The organism is Hydrogenophaga sp. (assembly GCF_051858985.1).
Taxonomy (GTDB): domain Bacteria; phylum Pseudomonadota; class Gammaproteobacteria; order Burkholderiales; family Burkholderiaceae_C; genus Hydrogenophaga.
In genome coordinates this window covers 1,134,224-1,154,370 of sequence record NZ_JBHYGM010000001.1, presented here as the reverse complement: position 1 = coordinate 1,154,370, position 20,147 = coordinate 1,134,224, and the positions used below count along the sequence as shown (strand labels likewise).

27 protein-coding genes and 1 tRNA gene are annotated in these 20,147 nt (G+C 63.7%); 23 read left to right on the top strand and 5 right to left on the bottom strand.

Features of this window, described 5'->3' with window-relative positions; translation table 11 throughout:
* The 17 genes from rplE (at position 1) to ACTIEY_RS05635 (ending at position 8,331) form a co-directional block, all read left to right on the top strand.
* Entirely contained in the window at positions 1 to 540 is a 540-nt protein-coding gene (gene rplE / locus ACTIEY_RS05715) for a 50S ribosomal protein L5 (RefSeq protein ID WP_439518111.1), read from the top strand.
* 8 nt (positions 541 to 548) lie between these two features.
* The gene (gene rpsN, locus ACTIEY_RS05710) at positions 549 to 854 is read left to right on the top strand and encodes a 30S ribosomal protein S14 (protein ID WP_086122371.1); all 306 of its coding nucleotides are present in this window, start codon (positions 549 to 551) and stop codon (positions 852 to 854) included.
* 18 nt (positions 855 to 872) lie between these two features.
* A complete protein-coding gene (rpsH, locus tag ACTIEY_RS05705) occupies positions 873 to 1,268 on the top strand; it encodes a 30S ribosomal protein S8 (protein WP_439518110.1) in 396 nt (131 codons plus the stop codon).
* A 22-nt stretch (positions 1,269 to 1,290) separates the two neighbouring features.
* Positions 1,291 to 1,824, top strand: coding sequence for a 50S ribosomal protein L6 (gene rplF / locus ACTIEY_RS05700; protein WP_439518109.1), 534 nt, complete (start codon positions 1,291 to 1,293; stop codon positions 1,822 to 1,824).
* An 11-nt stretch (positions 1,825 to 1,835) separates the two neighbouring features.
* A complete protein-coding gene (rplR, locus tag ACTIEY_RS05695; RefSeq protein WP_439518108.1) occupies positions 1,836 to 2,201 on the top strand; it encodes a 50S ribosomal protein L18 in 366 nt (121 codons plus the stop codon).
* Positions 2,202 to 2,219: 18 nt separating this feature from the next.
* Complete coding sequence (gene rpsE / locus ACTIEY_RS05690; RefSeq protein ID WP_086122375.1) at positions 2,220 to 2,738, top strand: 30S ribosomal protein S5; 519 nt, start codon at positions 2,220 to 2,222, stop codon at positions 2,736 to 2,738.
* A gap of 11 nt (positions 2,739 to 2,749) precedes the next feature.
* Complete coding sequence (rpmD, locus tag ACTIEY_RS05685; protein ID WP_086122376.1) at positions 2,750 to 2,932, top strand: 50S ribosomal protein L30; 183 nt, start codon at positions 2,750 to 2,752, stop codon at positions 2,930 to 2,932.
* Positions 2,933 to 2,946: 14 nt separating this feature from the next.
* Positions 2,947 to 3,381, top strand: a complete 435-nt coding sequence (gene rplO / locus ACTIEY_RS05680; RefSeq protein ID WP_439518107.1) for a 50S ribosomal protein L15 — start codon at positions 2,947 to 2,949, stop codon at positions 3,379 to 3,381.
* Positions 3,382 to 3,404: 23 nt separating this feature from the next.
* A complete protein-coding gene (gene secY / locus ACTIEY_RS05675; RefSeq protein WP_439518106.1) occupies positions 3,405 to 4,724 on the top strand; it encodes a preprotein translocase subunit SecY in 1,320 nt (439 codons plus the stop codon).
* Between the two features lie 5 nt (positions 4,725 to 4,729).
* Entirely contained in the window at positions 4,730 to 4,948 is a 219-nt protein-coding gene (infA, locus tag ACTIEY_RS05670; RefSeq protein ID WP_066267877.1) for a translation initiation factor IF-1, read from the top strand.
* A gap of 43 nt (positions 4,949 to 4,991) precedes the next feature.
* Positions 4,992 to 5,105, top strand: coding sequence for a 50S ribosomal protein L36 (gene rpmJ / locus ACTIEY_RS05665; protein ID WP_009514917.1), 114 nt, complete (start codon positions 4,992 to 4,994; stop codon positions 5,103 to 5,105).
* Positions 5,106 to 5,128: 23 nt separating this feature from the next.
* A complete protein-coding gene (gene rpsM, locus ACTIEY_RS05660) occupies positions 5,129 to 5,494 on the top strand; it encodes a 30S ribosomal protein S13 (RefSeq protein WP_086122379.1) in 366 nt (121 codons plus the stop codon).
* Between the two features lie 18 nt (positions 5,495 to 5,512).
* The gene (gene rpsK / locus ACTIEY_RS05655; protein WP_056268973.1) at positions 5,513 to 5,917 is read left to right on the top strand and encodes a 30S ribosomal protein S11; all 405 of its coding nucleotides are present in this window, start codon (positions 5,513 to 5,515) and stop codon (positions 5,915 to 5,917) included.
* Between the two features lie 151 nt (positions 5,918 to 6,068).
* Complete coding sequence (gene rpsD / locus ACTIEY_RS05650) at positions 6,069 to 6,692, top strand: 30S ribosomal protein S4 (protein ID WP_428289079.1); 624 nt, start codon at positions 6,069 to 6,071, stop codon at positions 6,690 to 6,692.
* Between the two features lie 90 nt (positions 6,693 to 6,782).
* Positions 6,783 to 7,769: a DNA-directed RNA polymerase subunit alpha gene (locus ACTIEY_RS05645; protein WP_086122381.1), complete on the top strand. Its 987-nt coding sequence runs from the start codon at positions 6,783 to 6,785 to the stop codon at positions 7,767 to 7,769.
* Between the two features lie 72 nt (positions 7,770 to 7,841).
* Positions 7,842 to 8,237 (top strand): 50S ribosomal protein L17, encoded by a 396-nt coding sequence (rplQ, locus tag ACTIEY_RS05640; protein WP_439518105.1) that lies wholly within the window; start codon positions 7,842 to 7,844, stop codon positions 8,235 to 8,237.
* A gap of 17 nt (positions 8,238 to 8,254) precedes the next feature.
* Positions 8,255 to 8,331 (top strand) — tRNA-Met (locus tag ACTIEY_RS05635).
* Positions 8,332 to 8,436: 105 nt separating this feature from the next.
* On the opposite strand, the gene ACTIEY_RS05630 is transcribed toward ACTIEY_RS05635, so the two are convergent.
* The 3 genes from ACTIEY_RS05630 to ACTIEY_RS05620 form a co-directional block, all read right to left on the bottom strand.
* Positions 8,437 to 9,378: an MBL fold metallo-hydrolase gene (locus ACTIEY_RS05630; RefSeq protein ID WP_439518104.1), complete on the bottom strand. Its 942-nt coding sequence runs from the start codon at positions 9,376 to 9,378 to the stop codon at positions 8,437 to 8,439.
* 18 nt (positions 9,379 to 9,396) lie between these two features.
* A complete protein-coding gene (locus ACTIEY_RS05625) occupies positions 9,397 to 11,097 on the bottom strand; it encodes an AMP-binding protein (protein WP_439518103.1) in 1,701 nt (566 codons plus the stop codon).
* A 111-nt stretch (positions 11,098 to 11,208) separates the two neighbouring features.
* Positions 11,209 to 11,955: an FFLEELY motif protein gene (locus ACTIEY_RS05620; RefSeq protein ID WP_439518102.1), complete on the bottom strand. Its 747-nt coding sequence runs from the start codon at positions 11,953 to 11,955 to the stop codon at positions 11,209 to 11,211.
* 109 nt (positions 11,956 to 12,064) lie between these two features.
* Here ACTIEY_RS05620 and ACTIEY_RS05615 point away from each other — a divergent pair, with 109 nt between their 5' ends.
* Positions 12,065 to 13,027: an esterase/lipase family protein gene (locus tag ACTIEY_RS05615; RefSeq protein WP_439518101.1), complete on the top strand. Its 963-nt coding sequence runs from the start codon at positions 12,065 to 12,067 to the stop codon at positions 13,025 to 13,027.
* On the opposite strand, the gene phhA is transcribed toward ACTIEY_RS05615, so the two are convergent.
* Both phhA and hppD read right to left on the bottom strand, forming a co-directional pair.
* Positions 12,949 to 13,803 (bottom strand): phenylalanine 4-monooxygenase, encoded by an 855-nt coding sequence (gene phhA, locus ACTIEY_RS05610; protein ID WP_439518100.1) that lies wholly within the window; start codon positions 13,801 to 13,803, stop codon positions 12,949 to 12,951. The genes ACTIEY_RS05615 and phhA overlap by 79 nt on opposite strands.
* 11 nt (positions 13,804 to 13,814) lie before the next feature.
* A complete protein-coding gene (hppD, locus tag ACTIEY_RS05605) occupies positions 13,815 to 14,939 on the bottom strand; it encodes a 4-hydroxyphenylpyruvate dioxygenase (protein WP_439518099.1) in 1,125 nt (374 codons plus the stop codon).
* 119 nt (positions 14,940 to 15,058) lie between these two features.
* Between hppD and ACTIEY_RS05600 the strand changes: the two genes are divergently transcribed.
* The 5 genes from ACTIEY_RS05600 to glyQ all read left to right on the top strand — a co-directional run bounded on the left by ACTIEY_RS05600 (position 15,059) and on the right by glyQ (position 20,142).
* Entirely contained in the window at positions 15,059 to 15,532 is a 474-nt protein-coding gene (locus ACTIEY_RS05600) for an Lrp/AsnC family transcriptional regulator (RefSeq protein WP_439518098.1), read from the top strand.
* A gap of 88 nt (positions 15,533 to 15,620) precedes the next feature.
* Complete coding sequence (locus ACTIEY_RS05595; protein WP_439518097.1) at positions 15,621 to 16,271, top strand: GNAT family N-acetyltransferase; 651 nt, start codon at positions 15,621 to 15,623, stop codon at positions 16,269 to 16,271.
* Positions 16,272 to 16,365: 94 nt separating this feature from the next.
* Complete coding sequence (locus ACTIEY_RS05590; protein WP_439518096.1) at positions 16,366 to 17,232, top strand: HlyC/CorC family transporter; 867 nt, start codon at positions 16,366 to 16,368, stop codon at positions 17,230 to 17,232.
* Between the two features lie 19 nt (positions 17,233 to 17,251).
* A complete protein-coding gene (gene lnt / locus ACTIEY_RS05585) occupies positions 17,252 to 19,135 on the top strand; it encodes an apolipoprotein N-acyltransferase (protein WP_439518095.1) in 1,884 nt (627 codons plus the stop codon).
* 101 nt (positions 19,136 to 19,236) lie between these two features.
* The gene (glyQ, locus tag ACTIEY_RS05580; RefSeq protein WP_439518094.1) at positions 19,237 to 20,142 is read left to right on the top strand and encodes a glycine--tRNA ligase subunit alpha; all 906 of its coding nucleotides are present in this window, start codon (positions 19,237 to 19,239) and stop codon (positions 20,140 to 20,142) included.
* Positions 20,143 to 20,147: the final 5 nt, after the last annotated feature.

Here is a 20,147-nt window from a genome sequence, read left to right as displayed (position 1 = left end):
ATGGCACGTTTGCAAGAAGTTTTCCGCGACACCATCGCTCCCAGCCTGATGGAGAAGTTCGGCTACAAGTCGACGATGGAAGTGCCGCGCATCACCAAGATCACGCTCAACATGGGTGTGAGCGAAGCCGTGGCCGACAAGAAGGTCATGGACAACGCCGTGGGCGACCTGACCAAGATCGCTGGCCAGAAGCCCGTGGTCACCAAGGCCCGCAAGGCCATTGCCGGTTTCAAGATCCGCGAACAGCAGGCCATCGGCTGCATGGTGACGCTGCGTGGCGCCCGCATGTACGAATTCCTGGACCGTTTCGTCACCGTGGCCCTGCCCCGCGTGCGCGACTTCCGTGGCATCTCCGGCCGTTCCTTCGACGGCCGCGGCAACTACAACGTTGGCGTCAAGGAACAGATCATTTTCCCTGAGATCGAGTACGACAAGGTGGATGCCTTGCGCGGTCTCAACATCAGCATCACGACGACCGCCAAGAACGACGAAGAGTGCAAGGCTCTTCTGGCCGGTTTCCGTTTCCCGTTCAAGAACTGAGGTGGCGCGTGGCTAAACAAGCACTCCTGCAACGTGAACTCAAGCGCGAAAAGCTCGCGGCCAAGTTCGCCAAGAAATACACCGAGTTGAAGGCGACCGCCAACGACGCGAAGAAGAGCGACGAAGAGCGCGATGCGGCCCGTCTGGGTCTGCAGAAGCTGCCCCGCAATTCGAACCCGACCCGCCAGCGCAACCGCTGCGAGATCACGGGTCGTCCGCGCGGCACCTTCGCCCACTTCGGCCTGGCGCGCGCCAAGGTTCGTGAAATGGCGTTTGCCGGTGAAATCCCCGGCATCACCAAAGCCAGCTGGTAAGCCCTAGGAGAACCACAAATGAGCATGAGTGATCCTATCGCCGACATGTTGACCCGCATCCGCAACGCGCAGATGGTCGAGAAGGCCAGCGTGTCGATGCCGGCCTCCAAGGTCAAGGCCGCGATTGCCCAGGTCCTGAAGGACGAGGGTTATATCGACGGATTCCAGGTCAAGAGCAACGACGGCAAGAACGAGCTCGAGATTGCCCTCAAGTACTACGCCGGCCGTCCCGTGATCGAGCGCATCGAGCGCGTGAGCCGCCCTGGCCTGCGCGTTTACCGCGGCCGCAATGCCATCCCCCAGGTCCAGAACGGTCTGGGTGTGGCCATCGTCACGACGCCGCAGGGCGTGATGACCGATCGCAAGGCGCGCGCCACCGGTGTCGGTGGTGAAGTCCTGTGTTACGTCGCCTGATGCGGGCATTGAGGAGAATTTAATGTCACGTATTGGAAAACTGCCGGTCACCGTCCCCAATGGGGTGGAAGTCGCGGTCAAGGACGACCTGATCAATGTCAAGGGCACCCTGGGTGCCCTGGCGCTGGCGCAGAACGCGCTGGTCAAGGTGGAGAACAAGGCCGGCGTGCTGACCTTCGTTCCTGTCAACGAATCGCGCGAAGCCAATGCCATGTCGGGCACCATGCGCCAGCTGGTGAACAACATGGTCAATGGCGTGAGCAAGGGTTTCGAGAAGAAGCTGACCCTGCTGGGCGTGGGCTACAAGGCCCAGGCACAGGGCGCCAAGCTCAACCTCACGGTCGGCTACTCCCACCCGGTGGTGATGGACATGCCCGCCGGCATCAAGGTGGAAACGCCGACGCCGACCGAGATCGTGATCAAGGGTTCGGACCGTCAGCGTGTGGGCCAGATCGCTTCCGAGGTGCGCGCCGTTCGCCCTCCCGAGCCCTACAAGGGCAAGGGCATCCGCTATGCGGATGAGAAGGTCGTGATCAAGGAAACCAAGAAGAAATAAGGATCAGGATCATGTTGACCAAGAAAGAGCAACGTCTGCGCCGCGCGCGTCAAACGCGCATCCGCATTGCACAGCAAGGTGCCGTGCGCCTGACCGTGAACCGCACCAACCTGCACATCTATGCCAACGTCATTTCCGACGATGGCTCGAAGGTGCTGGCTTCTGCCTCCACGGCCGAAGCCGAAGTGCGTGCCCAGATCGGTGGCGCCGGCAAGGGTGGCAATGCCGCCGCAGCCGCCCTCATCGGCAAGCGCATCGCCGAGAAGGCGAAAGCCGCAGGCATCGAGAAGGTGGCCTTCGACCGCTCCGGTTTTGCCTACCACGGCCGGGTGAAAGCCCTGGCAGACGCGGCCCGCGAAGCCGGTCTGCAGTTCTGATCAAACGGAATACTCAAAATGGCTAAATTTACGGCAAACATCAAGAACGAAGCGAACGAAGACGGCCTGCGCGAGAAGATGATCGCGATCAACCGCGTGACCAAGGTGGTCAAGGGCGGCCGGATTCTGGGCTTCGCTGCACTCACCGTGGTCGGTGATGGCGACGGCCGCGTCGGCATGGGCAAGGGCAAGGCGCGCGAAGTGCCGGTGGCTGTTCAGAAGGCCATGGAGCAAGCCCGCCGCAACATGATCAAGGTCTCGCTCAAGAACGGTTCCCTGCACCACAGCGTGCATGGCGAGCACGGCGCTTCGAACGTGATGATGCTGCCGGCTGCCAAGGGTACCGGCATCATTGCTGGCGGCCCGATGCGCGCCGTCTTCGAAGTGCTGGGCATCACCGACGTCGTGGCCAAGAGCCATGGCTCGAGCAACCCCTACAACCTGGTGCGCGCCACGCTGGACGCACTGAAGAACTCGACCACCCCCGCCGACGTGGCCGCCAAGCGCGGCAAGTCGGTGGAAGAAATCGTGGGCTGAACGGAGCCATCATGACCACTCAAAACACCGTCAAGGTCCAACTGGTGCGCAGCCCCATTGGCACCAAGCAGTCGCACCGCGACACCGTGCGCGGCCTTGGCCTGCGCAAGCTCAACAGCATCAGCGAGCTGCAGGACACGCCCGCAGTGCGCGGCATGATCAACAAGATCAGCTACCTGGTCAAGATCGTCTGATCGGAGGCACTGACATGCAACTCAACACCATCAAGCCTTCCGAAGGCTCCAAGCACGCCAAGCGCCGGGTCGGCCGTGGTATCGGTTCCGGCCTCGGCAAGACGGCCGGTCGTGGTCACAAGGGTCAGAAGTCGCGTTCGGGCGGCTACCACAAGGTGGGTTTCGAAGGCGGCCAGATGCCGCTGCAGCGCCGTCTGCCCAAGCGTGGCTTCAAGTCCGCGCAGCTGCAGTACAACGCCGAAGTCACCCTGAGCGCCCTCAACGGGCTGGACGTGGCCGATGTCGACATGCTCGTGCTGAAGCAGGCTGGCCTTGTGCCGCACATGGCCAAGCGCGTGAAGGTCGTCAAGACCGGTGAGATCACCCGTGCGGTGAACCTCAAGGACATCGGCGCGACCGCTGGTGCCAAGCAGGCCATTGAAGCCGCTGGTGGCTCGCTGGCTGCCTGACCCGGACCGAACGAAAGCAATCTGTGGCAACTGGTTCGACGTCACTGGCCAAAACCGGAAAGTTCGGCGACCTGCGTCGTCGCCTGGTCTTTCTGCTGCTGGCGCTGGTGGTCTACCGCATCGGGGCGCACATCCCGGTGCCCGGCATCGACCCCGCTCAACTGGAACGTCTGTTCCAGGGGCAGCAGGGCGGCATCCTGAGCCTGTTCAACATGTTCTCGGGTGGCGCGCTGTCGCGCTTCACCGTGTTTGCCTTGGGGATCATGCCGTACATCTCGGCCTCGATCATCATGCAGCTCATGACTTACGTGGTTCCCACGTTCGAGCAGCTGAAGAAGGAAGGCGAAGCCGGACGCCGCAAGATCACCCAGTACACGCGCTACGGCACGCTGGGCCTGGCGATTTTCCAGTCCATGGGCATTGCCCTTGCGCTGGAGGGCCAGGCAGGCCTGGTCATCGATCCGGGCATGGGTTTCCGGCTCACCGCCGTGGTGAGTCTGGTGGCTGGCACGATGTTCCTCATGTGGCTGGGTGAACAGATCACCGAACGCGGTCTGGGCAACGGCATTTCCATCCTGATCTTCGCGGGTATCGCCGCTGGGTTGCCGAGCGCGGTGGGTGGGCTGCTGGAGCTGGTGCGCACGGGTGCCATGAACATCCTGGTGTCGATCTTCATCATCGCCCTGGTGATCCTGGTCACCTACTTCGTGGTGTTCGTCGAGCGTGGTCAGCGCAAGATTCTGGTGAACTACGCTCGCCGTCAGGTTGGCAACAAGGTGTACGGAGGCCAGTCCTCGCATCTTCCGCTCAAGCTGAACATGGCCGGCGTGATTCCGCCCATCTTTGCCTCCAGCATCATCCTGCTGCCCACCACGGTGGTGAGCTGGGTGAGCACTGGAGACTCCACCCGCTGGCTGCGCGACATCGCTTCGGCGCTGTCACCCGGACAACCGATTTACGTGGCGCTGTACGCAGCGGCCATCATCTTCTTCTGCTTCTTCTACACCGCGCTGGTCTTCAACAGCCGTGAGACGGCGGACAACCTGAAGAAGAGCGGTGCGTTCATCCCGGGGATTCGTCCTGGTGACCAGACCGCGCGCTACATCGACAAGATCCTTCTGCGGCTGACACTGGCCGGTGCGATCTACATCACCGCTGTCTGTCTGCTGCCCGAGTTCCTGATCCTTGAATACAACGTGCCCTTCTATTTCGGTGGCACCTCCCTGCTGATCATCGTGGTGGTCACCATGGACTTCATGGCCCAGGTTCAGAATTACATGATGTCGCAGCAATATGAGTCGCTGCTTAAAAAGGCCAACTTCAAAACCTCCCTCGGCAATTAGTTTTTATGGCCAAGGATGACGTGATCGAGATGCAAGGCGAGGTTGTTGAAAACCTCCCCAATGCAACCTTCAGGGTCAAGCTCGAAAACGGTCATGTGGTTCTGGGGCACATCTCCGGGAAGATGCGGATGCACTACATCCGGATCCTGCCGGGGGACAAGGTCAAGGTAGAGCTCACGCCCTACGACCTCACGCGGGCACGGATCGTGTTCCGCTCGAAGTGAGTGGTCAGCTGTTGAATGTTTTTGGAATATCTAGGAGAAGACTATGAGAGTTTCGGCTTCGGTCAAGAAAATGTGCCGCAACTGTAAGATCATCAAGCGGCATGGTGTGGTGCGCGTCATCTGCACCGACCCGCGTCACAAGCAGCGTCAAGGCTGATTGGTTAGTTCAGAGGACCCAACATGGCTCGTATTGCAGGCATCAACATTCCGCCGCACAAGCACGCTGAAATCGGCTTGACGGCAATCTTTGGCATTGGCCGTACCCGCGCTCGCAAGATCTGCGAAGCCTGTGGCATCGACTATTCCAAGAAGATCAAGGACCTGAGCGACGCGGAGCTTGAAAAAGTGCGCGACCAGGTCGGTGTGTTCACGATCGAGGGTGACCTGCGCCGTGAAACCACCATGAACATCAAGCGTTTGATGGACATCGGTTGCTACCGGGGTTTCCGTCATCGCCGTGGTCTGCCGCTGCGTGGTCAGCGCACCAAGACCAATGCCCGCACGCGCAAGGGTCCCCGCAAGGCTGCCCAGTCGCTGAAGAAGTAATCGGTAAGAAGGACCCTCATGGCCAAGTCTCCCTCCACCAGCGCATCCGCTCGCGTCCGCAAGAAAGTCCGCAAGAACATTGCCGACGGCATTGCGCACGTGCACGCGTCGTTCAACAACACGATCATCACCATCACCGATCGCCAGGGCAACGCCTTGTCGTGGGCGTCGTCGGGCGGTCAGGGCTTCAAGGGTTCGCGCAAGTCAACGCCCTTTGCCGCCCAGGTGGCGTCTGAGGTGGCGGGTCGCGCTGCCATCGAGCAAGGCATCAAGAATCTGGATGTTGAGATCAAGGGTCCAGGCCCGGGTCGCGAATCCTCGGTGCGTGCACTGGGTGCCTTGGGCATCCGGATCAACTCGATCTCCGATGTCACCCCGGTCCCGCACAACGGCTGCCGTCCGCAGAAGCGTCGTCGCATCTGATTCGTGACCGCTGACGCGGTACAATCGAAAGCTTTTTTCTGAGCGCCACCGCAGTCGCCTGCGGTGGCATTTTTGCTAAGCCCACCGCCACCTTCAACTGAAGGGTGGCTCCCGCAACAGCAGGTTGCGGCAGTGATACAAGGAAACCAACGTGGCACGTTACCTCGGCCCCAAGGCCAAACTCTCCCGCCGTGAAGGCGCCGACCTGTTGCTCAAGAGCGCCCGCCGCTCGATCAGCGACAAGGCGAAGTTCGACTCCAAGCCCGGCCAGCATGGCCGCACCTCTGGCCAGCGCACCTCCGATTTCGGCGTCCAGCTGCGCGAGAAGCAGAAGGTCAAGCGCACCTACGGTGTGCTGGAGCGCCAGTTCCGCCGTTACTTCGCAGAAGCGGATCGCCGCCGTGGCAACACCGGCGCCAACCTTCTGTTCCTGCTGGAAGCTCGCCTGGACAACGTGGTTTTCCGCATGGGATTTGCCTCCACCCGCGCCGAAGCCCGTCAGATCGTTTCGCACAAGGCCATCACGGTCAACGGCAAAGCGGTGAACATCCCCTCTTACTCGGTCAAGGCTGGCGACGTGATCGCGGTGCGCGAAAAGTCGAAGAAGCAGGGCCGCGTGATCGAGGCACTGGAACTGGCCAAGCAGATTGGCTTCCCCGCCTGGGTCGACGTCTCCGTCGACAAGGTCGAGGGCGTGTTCAAGAAGTCGCCTGATCGCGATGAGTTTGCGTCTGACGTGAACGAATCGCTGATCGTCGAACTGTATTCCCGTTAATTTCGTTCCCGGTCACGCTTCCTGCGTGTCCGGGCCATGCTCCGTCTGCCTTATCGGTGTAACGAGCCGAGGGTACTGAAGGAAGTTTGAATGCTGAACAATCTGCTCAAGCCCAAGACCATCAACGTCGAACAAGTGTCGACCAACCGCGCCAAAGTCACGCTCGAGCCTTTCGAGCGAGGCTACGGCCACACGCTGGGCAACGCCCTGCGTCGGGTCCTGCTGTCGTCCATGACCGGCCACGCGCCGACCGAAGTCACCATCGCCGGGGTGGTGCACGAGTACTCTTCGATCGATGGCGTCCAGGAAGACGTCGTCAACATGCTGCTCAACCTCAAGGGCGTGGTGTTCAAGCTCCACAACCGCGACGAAGTCACGTTGAGCCTGCGCAAGGACGGTGAAGGTCTGGTCACGGCGGCCGACATCCAGACGCCGCACGACGTCGAGATCGTCAATCCCGGCCATGTGATCGCCACACTGTCGGCCGGCGCCAAGCTGGACATGCAGATCAAGGTGGAAAAAGGCCGTGGCTATGTGCCTGGCAGCCTGCGCCGCAACGACGACCAGGCCCGCTCCATCGGCCGCATCGTGCTCGACGCGTCGTTCTCGCCCGTCAAGCGCGTGAGCTATACCGTGGAAAGCGCCCGCGTCGAACAGCGCACCGATCTCGACAAGCTGGTGCTGGAGATCGAGACCAATGGCTCGATCGGCCCCGAAGAAGCCGTGCGTGCCTCGGCCAAGATCCTGGTCGAGCAGCTTGCGGTTTTTGCGCAACTCGAAGGTGTGGAACTCTCCGCTTTCGACGCACCTGCCCAACGCAGTTCGCAGCAGTTCGACCCTATCCTGCTGCGTCCCGTGGACGAGCTCGAACTTACCGTGCGTTCGGCGAACTGCCTCAAGGCCGAGAACATCTACTACATCGGTGACCTGATCCAGCGCACCGAGAACGAGTTGCTCAAGACCCCCAACCTGGGTCGCAAGTCGCTCAACGAGATCAAGGAAGTGCTCGCGTCCCGCGGCTTGACCTTGGGCATGAAGCTGGAAAACTGGCCGCCTGCCGGCCTCGACAAGCACTGAAGACAGTCAACTGTCTGACGAACTCCCAGTACCTGACACGGCTGGGGGCAAAACACTGAAAAGGAAACTCAAATGCGTCACGGACACGGACTCCGCAAACTCAACCGCACCAGCGAGCACCGCCTCGCCATGCTGCGCAACATGATGAACTCACTGCTCACGCACGAAGTCATCAAGACCACGGTGCCCAAGGCCAAGGAACTGCGCCGCGTGGTCGAGCCCATGATCACCCTGGCCAAGGTGCCCACCGTGGCCAACCGTCGCCTGGCTTTTGACCGCCTTCGCGACCGCGATGTGGTCGTCAAGCTGTTCAACGAACTGGGCCCGCGCTTCAAGGCGCGTCCGGGCGGCTACACGCGCATCCTGAAGATGGGCTTCCGTGTTGGCGACAACGCGCCGATGGCGCTGGTCGAACTCGTGGACCGCGCAGAAGATGCTGCGCCGGCCGCAGATGCCGACAAGGCGTGATAGAATATAAGGCTTGACGCGGAGTGGAGCAGCCTGGTAGCTCGTTGGGCTCATAACCCAAAGGTCGCAAGTTCAAATCTTGCCTCCGCAACCAAAACAACAAGCCTCGCTTGTCACTGAAGCCCACGGAAACGTGGGCTTTTTTGTGGCTGTTCGATGTTCACCGGCTGGTCGTTTGCACCAAACCACCACGCATTGCTCAGAGGTTCACCACCAGCTCGCCCTCGCGTCGCAACGCTTGCACGCGCTCAAGCTCATCCAGCAAGGCAACCAGCCAGGCTCTGCTGGCCGCCGCGTCCGCCTTGAGTTCCGCAGACAGGCCGCGCGCAAAGTAATCGGTCTGCATCACCCAGGCGTGCAGCCTGTCCAGCGAAATGCTTTGCCATTCGAGCAACTTGAACTTGATCAACACCTTGTGGGCATGGCGACGGTGTTTCTCGGGTTGCTTGACGAACTGCTCCAGGCGGCTGCGCGCACGGCCCAACGCACCCACCAGGTCATGAAACACAGCGCCATGGCCGGGAATCACGGTGGTGGGCTGCAGGTGTTCGATCAGGTCAAGCGTCTCGGCCACATCGTCGAATGCCGATTCGCCTTCGAGTTCGGGGAACACAATGCCGAAGCCGTTTTCCCACAGCGCATCGGCCGAAATCAGCACGCGCAGCTGCGGTTGGAAAAGCACGATGGAGTGGGGATCGTGTCCCTTGGCGGCGTGAATCTCCCAGGGCAGCGATCCCATCTGCACCGAGGTTCCGGGTGTCAGCAGGCGCTGGTGCGTGAAACGCGGGCAGGTCTGGCCCGTGGGTTCGTAAGTGAGTGCCACCGCGTCCCAACGGCGCACCGCGTCGGCTCGCCCCGGTGGTATCCAGGTCGTCAACGATAGGTGGGTCTGTTGAAGCGCTGCATTGCCGCCGCAATGGTCGCTGTGCAGATGCGTGTTGAGCAATTGATCAAGCGTCTGCCCTTGCAGTGCGGCATGGACCAGGGCCACGGTCTGTTCGGCATGGCTCGAATAGCCTGAATCCACCAGGGTAGCGGGACCATCACCCCGGATGAGCGTGTTGTTCGAGGAAAGCCAGCCGCGCTCCAGCACGGTGATGCCGGCCAGCGCCAGATCCGCAGATGAAACAGGGGTCGTCATGGGTTTGATGGAGACCGCTCAATGCGGCGACGGTGTGCGCAACGCGCGTCGCAATATCTTGCCGACGTTGCTTTTGGGCAGTTCGTCCCGAAACTCGATGTGGCGTGGTCGCTTGTAGCCAGTGAGGTTCTCCTGGCAGAACCGGGCCACGTCTTCTTCTCGCAGGCTCGGGTCCGAACGGACCACAAAGACCTTCACCGCTTCGCCCTGCTTGTCGTCTTCCACGCCAATGGCCGCGCATTCCAGCACGCCGGGACACAGGGAGATGGTGTTTTCCAGTTCGCTGGGGAAGACGTTGAAGCCCGACACCAGGATCATGTCTTTCTTTCGGTCAACGATGCGCGTGTAGCCGCGTTCGTCCATCACGCCGACGTCACCGGTGCGCATGAAGCCGTCGGATGTGAAGGCGTTGGCGGTCTCCTCCGGCTGGTTGTAGTAGCCCTGCATCACGTTGGGGCCTTTTATGCAGATCTCTCCGGTCTCGCCCAGCGCAAGGCTATGGCCCGCTTCGTCCTTGATGGCAATGTCGATCCCGGGCAAAGGCAGGCCGATGGTCCCGCTGAACTCGCGTGCATTCACCGGGTTGTTGGTGCCGATGGCGCAGGTTTCGCTCATGCCCCAGCCTTCGATCATGGCGCAGCCCGTCACGGACATCCATTGCCGCGCAGTGCCTTCGGAGGCGGCCATGCCGCCAGCCTGCGACATCACCAGTTGAGAAAAATCGAGCTGCCTGAACTGCGGGTTCTGCAGCAGCGCGTTGAACAAGGTGTTGACGGCGGGCAGCAGGTGGAATGGGCGCCGCTTGAGGGTTTCCACAAACTTCGGAATGTCCCTGGGGTTCGGAATCAGCGTCATGTGAGCGCCCCAACGGATGCAGAGCAGGCTCAGCGTGAGTGCGAAGATGTGGTACAGCGGCAGGGCGGCGATGCCGTTGACCCGGCGCAGATCACCCACCCGCTGCAGCGCCGGAGAGAACCACGCCTCGGCCTGCAGGATCGCGGCAATCACGTTGCGGTGGGTGAGCACCGCACCCTTGGACAGGCCCGTGGTGCCACCGGTGTACTGGAGGAAAGCCACCGAATCGAGGGTGTCGCTGCTGGGCTGGAGGTGGCGCGATGCGCCTGCGGCAAGCGCCTGGCGAAACGAAACGATGGTGCGTGATCCGCCGGCACTTCCCAGCGGCAACTTGTAGGCGGGCACCATCCTCGCCAGGTGTCGAACCGCAAACGTCAGCCACCGCCCGTACCAGAAGCCGAGCAGGTCACCCAGGCTGGCAATCACCACATGCTCAAGCGCGGTGCGGTCAATGACCTCCTCCAGGGTGTGCGCGAAGTTCTCCAGGATGACGATGGCCTGGGCACCCGAATCCTTGAGCTGGTGCTCCAGCTCGCGCGCTGTGTACAGTGGGTTGACGTTGACCACCGTGTAGCCGGCACGCACCACGGCGGCCATGGCCACCAGGAACTGGGGCACGTTCGGCAGCATGATCGCCACCCGCGCGCCGGAAGGCAGGCCTTGGCCCTGCAACCAGGCGCCCAGCGCGCTGCTGAATTCATCGAGCTCGCCATAGGTCATCCAGCGTTCCATGCACACGCTCACGGGCTCACGCGCATGCTGTTTGAACGATTCTTCCAGCAGCGCCGCCAGCGAGCGATAGCGCTCGGGCGCCACGTCGTGAGCAACGCCTTCGGGATATTGGGAGAGCCAGTGACGGTTCATGGTGGGCGTGGAGTGCGTGGATGGGGAACCGGCATTCTGGCAAGCCCCAGGGAACCCGGGAACCGGGCCAGCCCTAGGGGCCTGTCACGCAAAGCACACCGGGCAGCCGGGTCAGTCTGCCCTGGAGGCCCGGGCGAGTTCTGAGGCCAGGGCCTCGCTGGCATCTTCCAGCGGGGCATCGAACAAGGTGGAGATCCAGCCCGATTCCCGTTCGCGGATGGTGTCCAGGAACTGACGAGCATCGCCCAGGGACGCAAAGGCGTCAAAGCCGCTCTCCAGGAAATGCTGCAGCGCTTCCAGGCCCGCCGCACGGGCGGGGTTGCGCATCATCCGCAAGCCCATCCGCAATGTCTTCTTGCGGGTCAGTTGCTGCAACTCCACACCCATGTGCTGCACCACCGCCAGCTGGCGGTCGCGCGCGGGCCGGTCGTTGGCGAGACGCCAGCTCAGGGTGTACCGCACGGCGGGCGGCGTCCCGGCATCGTGGGCGAGCCAGTGGCGTGCCAGTTCGTGGTCCAGCACCTCGGTCAGCGCGTGGGTCTCGGCGAGATCCACCGCCAGTTGGGCCACCGCGTCGGGAAACAGGCGCTCCAGCGCACCGGCGATGCGGCCAAACTGGGCGTCGCGCTGGGCAAAGTCACGCACGCCATACAACTCATCCAGAAAAAACCGCGTGGCCGCGGCGCACCTGGGATCCCGGATGAGGTCGGCGTACGTAGCCCGGAACCGCTGGGCCTGCAGTTGCTTCACCTCGGTCACCGCGGCATCCATGCCGGCCGCCCGGGCTTGCAGGCGAAGCTGTTGCACGCGGTCCAGATGGGTGCGGATGCGATCGGCGGCACTGGCGGACGGGCTCATGGGAATGGCATGAAAGACTCAGGAAAGCCCAGTCTAATTCGATGGACGCATCACATGCGATAGTGCGGTGATGCAGGACATTCCCTCAAAACCGCAAGTCCCCGCTGGCGTGAAGCAGGTCGTGCGGGCGCGCTCGGCGCTGGCACGGCTGCAGCAGGGTTTGATGGTGGCCGCCCTGATGTTCGCCGTGATCTGGCTGGGCTACTGGTGGTCACGCGCTCCATGGGTGGCCTTGCTGGGCGCCTGCCTCATCCTGGGTGGCTACGCGCTGGTACTGGCCCTCGAAGGCCTGGCGGCCGCCTGGCTGAACCGGCTGGACGAGGCACCCCGTGCGAATGGGCGTGAACTGCTGGGCGCCTGGTGGCAGGAGGTTCGCGTGGCCCCGCAGGTGTTCGCCTGGCGCCAGCCGTTCCGCTGGGCCAGCTTGCCCGACACCGACGAACCCATGGCCCCCGGAACGCCGGCCGTGGTGTTCATCCACGGCTTCGTCTGCAACCGGGGACTCTGGTTGCCCTGGATGAAACGCCTTCGTGAACAAGACGTGCCCTACGTGTCGGTCAACCTGGAGCCGGTGTTTGGCAGCATCGACGACTATGCGAAGCTGATCTCCGACGGCGTCGCGCGCGCTCAGGCCTTGACGGGCGCGCCGCCCATGCTGGTCTGCCACAGCATGGGCGGACTGGCCGCGCGCGTGTGGCTGGCCAGCGAGCCCCACACACCCGTGCATCGCGTCGTCACCATCGGCAGCCCGCACCGAGGCACCTGGCTGGGGCGTTTCAGCCGGGTGGCCAATGGTCGCCAGATGCGGCTGGGGGGCGACTGGCTGCTCGCCCTGCAGGCGCGTGAGGCACAGATCAAACCCACCGACACCTACGCGCGCTTCGTCTGCTGGTATTCGAACGCCGACAACATCGTGTTCCCTGCGTCCACCGCCACCCTGCCAGGCGCCGACAACCGGCTCCTGCCTGGCGCAGCCCACGTGGCCATGGCGTTTCACCCCAGGGTGATGAGCGAATCGCTGGAATTGCTTTCGTCGGCCGCCAGTTCACCGAGCGAGCGCACCGCTTCGTAGAGCGGCGCGAAGTCGGGCGCGGTCATTTCGAACAGTTGCTCGAAGCTGTCGATGACGAAGTAGGTGGCCTGGAAGTCATCGATCTTGTAGCGCGTGCGCATGCAGCGCAGCAAATCCAGCGCGACGCGTTGTGGCTGCGGGCTGGTCACGCTGTATTTCAGTTCGCTTGACGAACTCAGGATGCCGGCGCCGTAGGCGCGCAGCCCGTCGCTCTGTCGCATCAGCCCGAACTCGATCGTGTACCAGTACAACCGCGAGAGCAGTTCACCAGCACCCAGGTCGTGCGCCTTGAGCCCACCGGCGCCGTAGCGCTGCACGTAGTCGGCGAACACCGGATTGAACAACAAGGGCACATGCCCAAACAGGTCGTGGAACACATCCGGCTCGACGATGTAGTCAAACTCCTCGGGCGTGCGGATCCAGTCGGTGACCGGGAAGCGGCGATTGGCCAGCAGGTCGAAGAACGGTCGCTCCGGGATCAGGCCCGGCACCGCGACGATTTCCCAGCCGGTGGCGGGCATGAGGCGCTCGTTGATTTCCTCGAAGCGCGGGATGCGATCACGCACGCCCAGCGAGGGCAGGGCCTCGATGAAGGCGTCGCAAGCCAGCCCGGGCAGCAGCGCCGTCTGCCGCTCGTACAGCCGGCGGTAGGTGTCGTGATCGGCCTCGGTGTAGGAAGCCCAGTTCTGCGGACAGGTGTAGTCGGCGCGCGCACGGGTGTAGTCGCCGCGCGGCGGGCGCTCGCTCGCGCCATAGACAACCGGTTTAACGGCCATGGCGGGCGCCTTCAGGCCTTCAGCACGCCGCGGCGCACCTGGTCGAGTTCCATGGTCTCGAAGAGCGCCTTGAAGTTGCCCTCGCCAAAGCCCTGGTTGCCCTTGCGTTGAATGAACTCGAAGAAGATCGGGCCGAGCTGGTTCTCGCTGAAGATCTGCAGCAGCAGTTCGCCGGGCGTGCCGTCCACCAGGATGTTGCGCTGCTTGAGGGCCTCCACGTCTTCGCCGTGGTTCGGGATGCGCCGGGGCAGCAGTTCGTAATACGTTTCGCTGGTGTTGAGCAGCTTCACGCCGCTGAGTTCGAGCGCGTCCACGGTGTCATACAGGTTGGTCGAGCCCATGGCGATGTGCTGGATGCCCTCGCCGTGGTAGCGGTCCAGGTACTCCTGGATCTGTCCGGCCTTCTCGTTGCCTTCTTCGTTGATGGGGATACGGATCTTGCCGCAGGGGCTGGTCATGGCCTTGCTTTTCACGCCAGTGGCCTGGCCTTCGATGTCGAAGTAGCGCACCTCGCGGAAGTTGAAAAGCCGCTCGTAGAAGCCCGCCCACTCTTCCATGCGGCCACGGTGCACGTTGTGCGTGAGGTGGTCGATGTAGGTGAGGCCGTGGCCTGCGGGGTTGAGTTCGGCGCCGGGCAGGGGTTCGAAGTCCACGTCGAAGAACCCGATGTTCCCGATGTCGCCTTCCTGGGCGCCGTTCTTGCCGCGCCAGCGGTCGATGAAATAGATGATGGAGTCGCCGATGCCCTTGATGGCGGGGATGTTCAGTTCACCCGGGCCGGCAGATTGCGCGTAGCCCCAGGCGCCGAGCGCGATGGCGCGTTCATACGCCGCCTTGGCGTCTTGCACCCGGAAGGCGATGGCACACACGCTGGGTCCGTGCAGGCGCGCAAAGCGCTGGGCGAAGCTGTCGGGCTCGGCGTTGATGATGAAGTTGATCTCGCCCTGCCGATACAGCGTCACGGCCTTGTGGCGGTGCCTGGCGATGGGCTTGAAGCCCATTCGCTCGAACAGCGCGCCCATGGCTTCGGGATCGGGCGCGGCGTACTCGATGAATTCGAAACCGTCGGTCCCCATCGGGTTCTCCCACGGGGTCGCGGCGGTCTGGGTGGCGGCGGTGGGCAAGGCGCTGTTCATGGCTGTCTCCGGGTGTTGATGGGGCGAATTCGCCACTGTATCGGCGCAGCCTGTCACGATTCCGGCGTTTTGGGGCGCTCCACTTGTCTGGATTGCAGGAAACCTGCAAACTTGGCGTCATGGAAGCACTTGACAAGCTCGACCGCCAGATTCTTCGCAGCCTGCAGGCCGATGGCCGGGCCACCTACGACCAGATCGCCGAGGCGGTGGGGCTGTCCCCCAGCGCGGTGCTGCGCCGCGTGCGCCGGCTGGAAGAGGCGCATGTGATCGACCGCTACGTCGCGCTGGTGCGGCCGGAGGCTGTGGGGCTGGGACTCACCGCCCACGTGAACGTGCGGCTGGAGAAGCACGCCGGCAGCGCCAAACGCAGTCCCATGGACCAGTTCCGTGCGAGTGTGCTGAGCTGGCCGGAAGTGGTGGAATGCGCCGCGCTCACCGGGGAGATGGACTTCCAGCTGCGACTGGTGGTGGCGGACATGGCGGCGTACTCGCGCTTCATGATGGACACCCTGCTCAAACACCCCAGCGTCCAGGACTGCAAGACGAGCTTCGTGATGGACCGCGTGAAAAGCACCACGGCTTTGCCGGTGTGATGCCGGCGTCGGGTCCCGCCCGTCGGGTTCCCCCTGCATTAGGGGCGTGAGTCCTTGTGGATATAGGGAAAACCCGTACATTGACCACATGGCCAACCCCGACAAGACCTCCACGCCCGTCGTGCCCATCCGATCCATCGGCCCGGGTCAGGTGGAACGCATCGAGGCGCACCTGCTTGCCCTGGAGCCGCACGACCGCTACCTGCGCTTTGGCTACGCGGCCAACGACGAGCAGATCCGCCGCTATGTGGCGCAGCTGAACTTCGATCGCGACGAGCTTTTCGGCATCTTCAACCGCAAGCTCGAACTCATTGCCATGGCCCACCTGGCCTTTTCGCTCGACCCCAAGTACACCAGTTGCGCCGAGTTCGGCGTCTCGGTAGGCAAGAGCGCTCGAGGCCGGGGCTACGGCAGCCGCCTGTTCGAACGCGCCGTCATGCACGCGCGCAACGAGGGCGTGAGCATGCTGTTCATCCATGCCCTGTCGGAGAACACGGCGATGCTCAAGATTGCGCGTCGCGCGGGTGCGGTGATCGAGCGCGATGGCTCCGAATCGGAGGCGCACCTGCGCTTGCCGCCAGCCGACTTTGATTCGCGCATGACCGAAATGGTCAATCAGCAAGTGGCCATCACCGACTACCACTTCAAGGCTCAGGCCAAGCAGTTCTGGGGCTTTCTCTCGGTGCTGCAGGACATCCGGCGGGGCGTGCGCGACGCCCGCGAACGCGTGCGCGGCTGAGCGACCGCCGGGCACCGACGGACGGCGGCGCTTTGCGTCGCGCCACCTGCTTGGGGTATCCTTTCGATCCGTTACAACCCCCCATCTACCTTCAGTGGCCGAATCCCCTCCCAGTAGTGGGCCGCAGCGCAGCCTGCGGCATGCCGACAAACGCGGTTTCCTTCAAAAGCTCGCGGAGTTCATCCACCCGGGGCCCGACTCCAAGGACGAGCTGATCGAGACCCTCGCTGAGGCCGAGGACAACGACATCATCAACGCCGAATCGCGCGTCATGCTCGAAGGCGTGATCCGAATCGCCGACATGACCGCGGGCGACGTGATGGTGGCCACGCCGCGCATGGACGTGCTGAACATCGACGCGCCTTACGACGAGCTGCTGCACCTCGTCATCGACACCGCGCACTCGCGCTTCCCGGTGTTCGAGGGCGAACGGGAAAACATCATCGGCATCCTGCTGGCCAAAGACCTCCTCAAGCTGCAGCGTGCGCCCGAGCTGAACATTCGCGCGCTGTTGCGCCCGGCCACCTTCGTGCCCGAGACCAAGGGCCTGAACGACCTGCTGCGCGAATTCCGCGGCAACCGCAACCACCTCGCCATCGTGATCGACGAGTTCGGCCGTGTGGCCGGCCTCATCACCATTGAAGATGTGCTGGAGGAAATCGTCGGCGAGATCGAGGATGAATTCGACGTCGCCGAAGACGAAGGCGACATCTTCGCGCTGGCCGACAGCACCTGGCGCGTGAGCGGCGACACGCCCATCGAGCGCATCAACGAATCCTTTGGCCTCAAACTGCCGGAGGAAGATTTCGACACCATCGGCGGCATGATTGCCCACGCCATGGGGCACGTGCCCAAACGCGGAGAGACGCACGAACTTGAAGGCCTGCGCTTCGTCGTGCTGCACACCAAGGGCGGTGCGGTGAAGTGGTTCAAGGTCGCGCCCGTGCCGGGCGAGGCCTGAGCCGCAGGCCTCCAGACCCATGAGAAGCCTCTTCGGATCGCTGCACACGCCGTCGAGTTTCAACCCGATGAGTCGGCGCCCGCCCGGGCGCAGTGCCCGGGGCAGTGGGTTTTTCTGGTGGCTGGTCTGCCTGTTGGGTGGGGCCCTGCAGGCGGCTTCCATGGCGTGGCCCATGAAAGACTGGGCATTGCCCGGCGCCGTGCCGGGACAGCCCAACGGTTTCTGGCAGATCGTGTCGCTGGCGCTGCTGGTGCTGGCGCTGCAGTTCGCCACGCGGGTGGGACAGGCGGTGTGGCGCGGCTGGGTGTTTTCCACCGTGTGGCTGGCCGGCACGTTCTGGTGGTTGTTCGTCTCCATGCACACCTACGGTGGGCTGCCCGCGTGGCTGGCGGTGCTGGCGGTGCTGGCGCTGGCCGGTTTCCTCTCCATCTACTACGCGGTGGGCGTGGGGTTCCTCTGCGCCTGGGCGCCGGTCTCCCGCACGGCGCAGGCGCTCATGTTCGCCTCCCTCTGGACCCTGGCCGAGCTCGCACGCGGCCACTGGTTCACCGGCTTTCCCTGGGGTGCGGGCGGTTACGCCCAGGTCGATCTCATGGCCGCCTGGGCGCCCCTGGTGGGTGTGTATGGCATGGGTTTCATCGCGGCGGTGCTGGCCTACACGCTGGCCTCGGTGATCTCGGGTCTGTGGCGTCGCCTGAGCGTGTGGCTGGCGTCTCCCGTGAGCCGGCCCGGGGGCCGCGCGGCCGGGGGCGTGCATGTGGCGACGCCCGGCGCCCGGGTTCAGGCGCGCATCGTCCCGGGTTTGTCCGATGGGTGGTGGGGACTGGCGCGCACGCTCCTGCTGTTCCTCGCCGTCGGACTGCTGCTGGTGAGCCTGGTCGGTGGCGGCTCAACCTGGCGCGAGCTGGGGCACCGCCAGACTGCCAGCACCGGCGAAATGCGAGTGTGGCTGCTGCAAGGCAACATCGCGCAGGATCAGAAATTCGTTCCCGGCACCGGCATCGCGCAGGCGCTGGACTGGTACCCGCGCCAGATCGCCGAGGCCGTGGCCGCCGTGCGTGCGTCCCCCAATACCGGACCGCAACTGGTGGTGGCTCCGGAGACCGCGGTGCCCCTGTTGCCCGACCAGCTGGGCGCAGCCTTCTGGCAACCTCTGCTGGACGGCCTGGCGGATCAGGCCAGCGCAAGCCAGGGCGTGGCGGCCCTCGTCGGCCTGCCGCTGGGCAGCCTGGAAGCGGGCTACACCAACTCGGCCTGGGGCCTGACTGCGGATTCGGCCCGACGTGCCGCCGGCCGCCTGAGGGCCAGCGACAACGGCATCTACACCTACGACAAGCACCACCTCGTGCCATTTGGTGAGTTCATCCCGCCCCTGTTCCGCTGGTTCACCAACCTCATGAACATCCCGCTGGGGGATTTCAACCGCGGCGCACTGCCGCAACCGGCCTGGGCGCTGGGGAGCCAGCGCATCGCGCCCAACATCTGCTACGAGGATCTGTTTGGCGAGGAGTTGGCCGCCTCGTTCCGCGATCCTCAACTGGCCCCGACCCTGCTCGTGAACCTGAGCAACATCGCCTGGTTTGGCGACACGGTGGCCATCGACCAGCACCTTCAGATCTCGCGGCTGCGCGCCATCGAACTGGGGCGGCCCATGCTGCGGGCCACCAACACCGGTGCCACCGCCGTCGTCGACCACCGGGGTCGCGTGACACATGCCCTGGAGCGAATCACCCGAGGTCGGCTGGAGGCCACCGTGGAGGGTCGCCGGGGCCTCACGCCCTATGCCGAATGGACGGCGCGCTGGGGCTTGTCGCCGCTGTGGATCGGTTGTCTGGTGCTGGTGCTGGTGATCGCCTCGTTTCGCGGGCTGGGCCGGCGCGGTGGACGCACGCGCCGCCGCTGAGCGCGGCCCGTAAAATCACGCGATCGGGCGGCGTGATAGGCCGGTCGTCCGCCTCCCCCAATTCCTACTCCTCTCGCCGGGCCGCGCCCCGGTCTCCTTGAATGTTGACCTTTCAGCAAATCATCCTGACCCTGCAGTCCTATTGGGACCGCCAGGGCTGCGCGCTGCTGCAGCCATACGACATGGAGGTCGGCGCTGGCACCAGCCACACCGCCACCTTCCTGCGCGCGCTCGGACCCGAACCCTGGAAGGCCGCCTACGTGCAGCCCAGCCGACGGCCCAAGGACGGCCGTTACGGCGAGAACCCCAACCGCCTGCAGCACTATTACCAATACCAGGTGGTGCTCAAGCCCGCGCCGTCCAACATCCTGGAGCTTTACCTCGGCAGCCTGGAGGCGCTGGGGTTCGACCTGAAGAAGAACGACATCCGCTTCGTCGAAGACGACTGGGAGAACCCCACGCTGGGTGCCTGGGGCCTGGGCTGGGAGGTGTGGCTCAACGGCATGGAAGTGACGCAGTTCACCTACTTCCAGCAGGTGGGCGGCATCGATTGCAGGCCCATCACCGGCGAGATCACTTACGGGCTGGAGCGCCTGGCCATGTACCTGCAGGGCGTGGACAACGTCTACAACCTGAAGTGGACGGAGACCATGAGCTACGGCGACGTCTACCTGCAGAACGAGAAGGAGCAGTCGGCCTACAACTTCGAGCATTCGGACGCCGACTTCCTGTTCACCGCCTTCGGCGCGCACGAGAAACAGGCGAAGCACCTGATGGAACAGCAACTCGCGCTGCCGGCCTACGAGCAGGTGCTGAAGTGCGCGCACAGTTTCAACCTGCTGGATGCACGCGGTGCCATCAGCGTCACCGAACGCGCCGCCTACATCGGCCGCATCCGCAATCTGGCGCGCGCCGTCGCGCAGAGCTATTACGAAAGCCGCGAGCGCCTGGGCTTCCCCATGGCGCCGCGCGAGTGGGTGGCACAGATCGAGAAGAAGGCCGCCTGAAGGCC

What these genes read in the sequence shown, in the direction of transcription:
- rplO (WP_439518107.1), top strand. Translation starts at nt 2,947, where the DNA reads ATGCAACTCAACACCATCAAGCCTTCCGAAGGCTCCAAGCACGCCAAG.
- ACTIEY_RS05595 (WP_439518097.1), top strand. Translation starts at nt 15,621, where the DNA reads ATGGCCAACCCCGACAAGACCTCCACGCCCGTCGTGCCCATCCGATCC.
- ACTIEY_RS05630 (WP_439518104.1), bottom strand. Translation starts at nt 9,378, where the DNA reads ATGACGACCCCTGTTTCATCTGCGGATCTGGCGCTGGCCGGCATCACC.
- rpsK (WP_056268973.1), top strand. Translation starts at nt 5,513, where the DNA reads ATGGCCAAGTCTCCCTCCACCAGCGCATCCGCTCGCGTCCGCAAGAAA.
- rpsM (WP_086122379.1), top strand. Translation starts at nt 5,129, where the DNA reads ATGGCTCGTATTGCAGGCATCAACATTCCGCCGCACAAGCACGCTGAA.
- ACTIEY_RS05625 (WP_439518103.1), bottom strand. Translation starts at nt 11,097, where the DNA reads ATGAACCGTCACTGGCTCTCCCAATATCCCGAAGGCGTTGCTCACGAC.
- rplE (WP_439518111.1), top strand. Translation starts at nt 1, where the DNA reads ATGGCACGTTTGCAAGAAGTTTTCCGCGACACCATCGCTCCCAGCCTG.
- hppD (WP_439518099.1), bottom strand. Translation starts at nt 14,939, where the DNA reads ATGAACAGCGCCTTGCCCACCGCCGCCACCCAGACCGCCGCGACCCCG.
- lnt (WP_439518095.1), top strand. Translation starts at nt 17,252, where the DNA reads ATGAGAAGCCTCTTCGGATCGCTGCACACGCCGTCGAGTTTCAACCCG.
- rpsE (WP_086122375.1), top strand. Translation starts at nt 2,220, where the DNA reads ATGGCTAAATTTACGGCAAACATCAAGAACGAAGCGAACGAAGACGGC.
- rplF (WP_439518109.1), top strand. Translation starts at nt 1,291, where the DNA reads ATGTCACGTATTGGAAAACTGCCGGTCACCGTCCCCAATGGGGTGGAA.
- rplQ (WP_439518105.1), top strand. Translation starts at nt 7,842, where the DNA reads ATGCGTCACGGACACGGACTCCGCAAACTCAACCGCACCAGCGAGCAC.
- ACTIEY_RS05620 (WP_439518102.1), bottom strand. Translation starts at nt 11,955, where the DNA reads ATGAGCCCGTCCGCCAGTGCCGCCGATCGCATCCGCACCCATCTGGAC.
- glyQ (WP_439518094.1), top strand. Translation starts at nt 19,237, where the DNA reads ATGTTGACCTTTCAGCAAATCATCCTGACCCTGCAGTCCTATTGGGAC.
- rpmD (WP_086122376.1), top strand. Translation starts at nt 2,750, where the DNA reads ATGACCACTCAAAACACCGTCAAGGTCCAACTGGTGCGCAGCCCCATT.
- phhA (WP_439518100.1), bottom strand. Translation starts at nt 13,803, where the DNA reads ATGGCCGTTAAACCGGTTGTCTATGGCGCGAGCGAGCGCCCGCCGCGC.
- infA (WP_066267877.1), top strand. Translation starts at nt 4,730, where the DNA reads ATGGCCAAGGATGACGTGATCGAGATGCAAGGCGAGGTTGTTGAAAAC.
- ACTIEY_RS05600 (WP_439518098.1), top strand. Translation starts at nt 15,059, where the DNA reads ATGGAAGCACTTGACAAGCTCGACCGCCAGATTCTTCGCAGCCTGCAG.
- rplR (WP_439518108.1), top strand. Translation starts at nt 1,836, where the DNA reads ATGTTGACCAAGAAAGAGCAACGTCTGCGCCGCGCGCGTCAAACGCGC.
- rpsH (WP_439518110.1), top strand. Translation starts at nt 873, where the DNA reads ATGAGCATGAGTGATCCTATCGCCGACATGTTGACCCGCATCCGCAAC.
- ACTIEY_RS05645 (WP_086122381.1), top strand. Translation starts at nt 6,783, where the DNA reads ATGCTGAACAATCTGCTCAAGCCCAAGACCATCAACGTCGAACAAGTG.
- rpmJ (WP_009514917.1), top strand. Translation starts at nt 4,992, where the DNA reads ATGAGAGTTTCGGCTTCGGTCAAGAAAATGTGCCGCAACTGTAAGATC.